At 38.8% G+C, this 6,000-nt stretch carries 5 protein-coding genes; 2 read left to right on the forward strand and 3 right to left on the reverse strand.

All coding sequences use genetic code 11. The annotated features are described in order from the left end of the window. Window positions 1-142 precede the first annotated feature (142 nt). Window positions 143-379, reverse strand: a complete 237-nt coding sequence (locus DB41_RS06420; protein ID WP_052243965.1) for a hypothetical protein — start codon at window positions 377-379, stop codon at window positions 143-145. Between the two features lie 282 nt (window positions 380-661). Here DB41_RS06420 and DB41_RS06425 point away from each other — a divergent pair, with 282 nt between their 5' ends. Continuing rightward, window positions 662-1,276 carry a hypothetical protein gene (locus DB41_RS06425; RefSeq protein WP_052243966.1) on the forward strand — a complete coding sequence of 205 codons (615 nt, stop codon included), beginning with the start codon at window positions 662-664 and terminating at the stop codon, window positions 1,274-1,276. A 301-nt stretch (window positions 1,277-1,577) separates the two neighbouring features. Here DB41_RS06425 and DB41_RS06430 read toward each other — a convergent pair whose 3' ends face one another. Together DB41_RS06430 and mgtE are read right to left on the reverse strand one after the other, a co-directional pair. Next, window positions 1,578-2,279, reverse strand: a complete 702-nt coding sequence (locus DB41_RS06430) for a class I SAM-dependent methyltransferase (RefSeq protein ID WP_052243967.1) — start codon at window positions 2,277-2,279, stop codon at window positions 1,578-1,580. Between the two features lie 75 nt (window positions 2,280-2,354). Continuing rightward, window positions 2,355-3,809, reverse strand: coding sequence for a magnesium transporter (gene mgtE / locus DB41_RS06435; RefSeq protein WP_039385585.1), 1,455 nt, complete (start codon window positions 3,807-3,809; stop codon window positions 2,355-2,357). Window positions 3,810-4,015: 206 nt separating this feature from the next. On the opposite strand from mgtE, the gene typA reads away from it, so the two are divergent. Next, window positions 4,016-5,815, forward strand: coding sequence for a translational GTPase TypA (gene typA / locus DB41_RS06440; protein WP_039385586.1), 1,800 nt, complete (start codon window positions 4,016-4,018; stop codon window positions 5,813-5,815). The last annotated feature ends 185 nt before the right edge of the window (window positions 5,816-6,000 follow it).

Raw genomic sequence — 6,000 nt, forward strand, 5'->3', positions numbered from 1 at the left:
AGCAAAGAACGTGATTTTCAGAGATACTTTTTTAAGATTTTCTTGCGTAGAGGCTATCCCTCATTAATAACCAATCTTCAATATTGCCTGGATAAATCCATAGAATTATTAGCCAAAAGGCCTATAAGCTAGATAGGGAAGGTTAATTCCATAGGCAGGCTAGCTCTTGAGGAGCCTCAAAATGAACAGGTTGTTCAGGAATGGCAGGAGGAGTAGACATCATTAAATTTGCTTTGTCTATAGCTGCTATAAATAAATTTTGAAGAAAAGCAAAAACTTTATCGGCCCAAGAAACTAATGTTTGGAATGCTTCAGGAAAGTATAAAGCGATGACATAAAACAATAAACCAAAGAAAATAAAATATAAAATAAATTTCATGTACTCGCTCCCTACTTGATCCTATGAACGCTTCTCGAAAAACTAATTATAAGGTGACTTTTGATTATAAAACAACCTAAAAGCCTATCCCCTAACCATTATTTTAGTACAAGCAGCAAGCCTAGCGGCCTGCATAGACAGTCTCTAATTAATTTTTTCTATCCCCTATTAAATTTTAAGGCCTACCTCAGCAATAATTAAAATTCATCGACTTTTAAAAAGAAATAAACTTAAATTGTTGGTAGCTCACTTGCTATTTACCGTTCTATCTAGGGAGGCTACATGCTAAAAAAAAAGCTAATCATCCTTCTATTTCTCTTTGTAGCTTTTAACAAGCTAACCATTCAAGCCGAAGAGATACCTTCAAAATTTTATATTAGACAGCATTGGATTTCTCTTACCCATACTTTCGATATTCTTTCTAAAGATCAGCCGATGGGAACTGTGCATCGTAAGCATATTAAGGAAGGAGCTTCCCATTATTTGTTTTATGATCCCCATAATAAATTACAAGCAAAAGCTTATATGAGTTTTTTTGATTGGGGAGCCAGCCTTGACATTTATGATGGAGACGAACAATTATTAGGAAAAGTAGAAGAAAAAATTGTTCACTTTTTCCCCATTTTCGATCTATATCGTGCAGATGGCTATCATGCTGCTTCAGCAAAGATAAATCTTTGCGGCACTAAATACACCGTTATTGATCCTGCTACCCATCAAGTGTTTGCCTATTTGTGGAGGCATTTTTTTAGCTTAAAAGATGATTGGACGGTGGAGATCCTAGATCCTACTTTGTTCCGCGAACAGGCTATCGATTATCGTCTGCTTATACTGATGCTAACTTTCCAAATTGATCATTATCATTGGCAAAACATGAATCCCAATAGCTCTTTATAAAAGGCTTTGTTGCCCCTCGACCTTCTTAAGTTTTTTTCTCCACTTTTCTGCTTGATTAAGCCTACCTTAAGAATTATCAAGCAGAAGGGGAGAAAGAGTGTAGATTGAATATTAGATCCCCTAACATAAAAGCTTATAGTTTAAAAGATGCCTTCACATGACCTCTAAAGGATACATGCATGGAAAAAATGTATGGATGGAAAACTTTGGTTAGCTTCTCTTATAAATTAGCAATTTAGATAACTTTCACGCACGCCAAAAAGTAAATTTTTTCTGCTATTCTTTCATTACTTATTGCCAGCTATTTCTTAATTTGAATATAAACGTCCGCCTTCCCCCAGGTAAAAGGTGCTGAAAAACGTTTCATAATTTCGAAGGTAGGCTCTTCGGTATAGTCAGTTAGAGGATAGCTGACCGTGATAATGCGTGTACCTGGTGCTAACTGTTTTAACTGTTCAATTAACCTTTTGATGGTTTGATCTTCTAAACAAGTACCATACAAATAGATGACAGAAGCTTTAGTAAGATCTGCTAATAAAAAATTTTCTTGCTTAAATTCTAAATGGGTAATTTTTAATTTATGCTGGATACGCTTAGCACGAAGAATGAAATCTGGAACCATATCCAATCCTACCACACGGCAGCCTGTAAACTTTTGTAGCCAAAAGCAGGTACGGCCACGCCCACACCCTAATTCAATGACAAGATCCTGCGATTGAATACGCGCTTCTTTAGAAATTTTTTCTAATGTGGTTAAGGGTGTTTCTCCATAAATGTATTCTTCGCTATCTGAGCGGCAAGAAAAATAGCGACGACTCACGGTAAAAGGATTATCAAAAAGATACATAAGAAGAAGTGAGCTATCCACTACAGCGTAGGAAAGCTTGCGGTAATAACGATAGATAACCTTTACATATTCTCGAAGATTTTTTACCTTTACTACTAAATTGACGCTAAGCAAAGTAAGATACTCTTTCACATCTTTTCCTTCAATTTTAGACATAATTTCTCTTCATTAAGGCCTCTTAAGCTGGTAAATTTAAAAACTGTGGCCACTTATCAAAGTTTGTTTTTTCCTTTAAGTAATGAAAGCATAAACTAAGCGAGCAAAGAGAAAAAAGATCAAAGTGGATAATACATCATTGAAAGCTGTGACGATAGGTCCAGAAGCAACCGCCGGATCGATGCCAAACCGCACAAAAAAGAAGGGCGAAAAAGAGCCTAGCATTGTTGCCGCTAAGCAGGCCCCAAACACTCCGCAAGAAACTGTAATCCCTAAGGATAAAGGATCAGCCTGAAGATGATGCACTCCAAAGTAATTAAGCAGATAGACTACAGTTCCACAAATTAAACCAAATACTAATCCAATCAGTAAGCCTATAGCAAGCTCACGGCTAATAGCCTCACTTTTATATCCGGGAGAAATATCCCCTGTTGACAATCCTCGTACGAGGATAGTGCTACACTGAATCCCTACATTTCCCGACATACCCGTAATGAGAGGCACAAAAAAAGGTAGTAAAGCAAACCAAGAACGATCATAAAAATGAGACATAACCCCGGTAGAAACTAGACCTGCACATAGAGTCACCATCAGCCAAGGAGCTCTTCCTAAAAACCTCTTTAAAATAGGTTCGTACTCTCTATAATCTTCGGCCGTACCAGCAATATTAGCAATCGTTTCATCAGCAATATCTTCCATGGCCTCTACTACACTTTCATAGGTAATCACTCCTCTTAAATGCTCATTTTCATCCACAACAGGCAAAGCAGGAATTTTATAACGCTCCACGACATCTACTACTTCATCACGGGAAACATCTACAGTGACTTTCTGCAGAATTGGACGCATGATTTGGCGCAAAGGCAGATAATGAGGATTTACAATAAGATTTCGACCCGGTACATAACCCACCAGCTGGCCCTCATCATTCAAAACAAAAATACGACGTGTCAACTCTATCCCCGGATTATCACGAATATAAGCGGACACTTCCCCAATGGTGGTATTCATATGAAAAGCAAAGAATTCGTCTGTCATTAAGCGACCAGCACTATGTCGGTCATGCTTTTGAAGCTCTTTAATGCGTTGCGCTTTTTTAGGTTCTAAAAGATCGAAGACTCTTCTCATTCTTCGATCAGACATATCGTCTAAGATCCAGACTGCTTCGTCAGGAGGCATTTTTTCTATCAAACTTTTAATTTCGCTGTCATCAATCTGCCGAAAGATTGCAGAGCGGGTAGAGCTGCTCGTATTGATCATAAAGATAATTTTGGCATTCAAATCAGGAAGATTTTCATAGACAATTACACGCGCCTGAGGAGGCAAACGGGTTACGGCATGGGCCATATCAATAGGATCATGCTGGCTAGCAATTTTAGCTACATCATGCAAAACAATATCAGAGGTATGCTGATGAAAAGCATCTTCAAGCTTTTCATTTAATACATCATCGAGATGGCTTCTTTTTGAGTCTAATAAGCTAAAAGTATAGCCATGTTCTTCGTCATTATCTTCTTTTTTATTATGAATTGTAGCTTCCAAGACGCCTCCACATCGAATCTCCGAGAGAAGTTATTAGCTTTAGGGTTATTCAGTTTAAAGGCTAGATAGTAATTTAAACAACATAAAACGCTCTCTAGTTTTGCAAAAAATACTTTAAGCATTGAAATCTATACTTAAAGCGTGTTAGCATTAATAAGTTTCATATTAATAATTCACAAAAGTATACCTTTATGATGCCATCAAAGAATAAGATTCGTAATATAGCTATTATCGCTCACATTGACCATGGAAAAACCACTCTATTGGATGCCTTACTTAAGCAATCCAATATTTTCCGAGATAATCAACAAATACCCGAACGTATCATGGATTCCTATGATCAAGAGAAAGAGCGGGGAATTACAATCTTTGCTAAACACACTGCCGTCCAATTTGAAGATTTCAAAATCAATATTATCGATACGCCTGGACACGCAGATTTTTCTGGGGAAGTGGAACGAATTCTTGGGATGGTTAACTCCGTATTACTACTAGTCGATGCGCAAGAAGGCCCTATGCCCCAAACGCGTTTTGTATTATCTAAATCTCTTAAAATGGGTCTAAAACCTATTGTTGTTCTTAACAAGATCGATCGTCCACATGCCAATCCAGACAAAGTTTTAGATCTTACCTTTGATCTTTTTAATGAGCTAGGGGCCACTGACGAACAATTAGATTTCCGCTATTGCTATGCCTCAGGGTTATCAGGATTTGCTACCCAACATGTTAATGATCCTCGAGAGGATATGCGTCCTCTTTTTGAATTGATTATCGATGCAGTTCCTGAACCTAAAGGGGACCTTGAGAATCCCTTTCTTATGCAAGTTTCTACCATCTATTATGATGACTTCCTAGGCCGCCAAGCTTCAGGACGTATTTTAGAAGGCTCACTTAAAAAAGGCCAACAGGTCATCCATATTGATGCTTCTGGCAAGCAGACAAAATCAACGATTTCCCGCATAGAAGGCTTTCGTGGCCTAGAAAGAATTGAACTCGAAGAAGCTTCTGTAGGCGATATTGTAATTTTATCCGGAATCCCTTCGATCATGATCGGCGATACCCTTACCGATCCAAGTAAAATTGTTCACCTTCCTCCTATCAAACTGGATGAGCCTACCGTCTCTATTGACTTTACAGTCAACAACAGCCCCTTTGTAGGTCGTAGTGGTAAGCATGTAACTATGAACAAACTCCGTGAGCGGCTAGAAAAAGAGAAAAAAGCAAATATTTCCTTACGTATTGACGCCACCGATGAAAAAGTTTCTGTCGCTGGAAGAGGTGAATTGCATTTGGCCGTACTTATTGAAGCAATGCGCCGCGAAAGCTTTGAATTTAGTATCTCTAAGCCTACCGTCGTGATTAAAGAAATCGAGGGTGAAAAGCATGAACCGATGGAACGTGTGCATATTGAAGTACCTGAGGAATATGCTGGTACAGTGATCGAAGAGTTATCCCGCCGTAAAGGGGAAATGCAGCATCTGGATACCGATGAGCATAAAATCACCCGTATGGAATTTTCAATGCCTACTCGGGGATTAATGGGCTACCGTAATGAATTTTTAACCCAAACACGCGGCTTAGGGATTCTTACCTCTATCTTTGAAAACTTCTCCCCCTGGAAAGGTGTAATTCCTGGTCGTCTCCGTGGAGTATTAGTCTCTATGGCTCCAGGAAAAGCCACGGGATACTCGCTTTTCAACTTGCAAGATCGAGGCACCATGTTTGTCTCACCAGGTGATGATATTTATGAGGGCATGATCGTGGGCGAAAATAGCCGCGATAATGACTTGATGGTTAACGTTTCTAAAGGTAAACAGCTAACGAATATGCGTGCCTCCGGCAGTGATGAAAACGTTATTTTAGTGCCTGCCCGTAGATTTACTCTCGAGCAAGCAATCGATTACATCCAAGACGATGAACTGATCGAAGTTACCCCTGATGCTATTCGCATGCGTAAACGTTTTCTTACCGAGCAAGAACGTAAACGTAAGTAAACTTATAAAAAGAAAGGCAGAGAAAGTATCTTATGGGTACTTTCTCTGCCTATGCTAAGCAGGCGGTTTGTTGGCGCCTTTTCTTTTTCCTAATCCTCTTTTATTTATTCTCCTGCATTTAAGCTTCGCTCAGCTTCTATAAGCTGACATTTCTAGCAAATTAAAGCTAGGCTAGGCTTATGTTC

This window comes from Neochlamydia sp. TUME1 (assembly GCF_000813645.1).
Classification (GTDB): domain Bacteria; phylum Chlamydiota; class Chlamydiia; order Chlamydiales; family Parachlamydiaceae; genus Neochlamydia.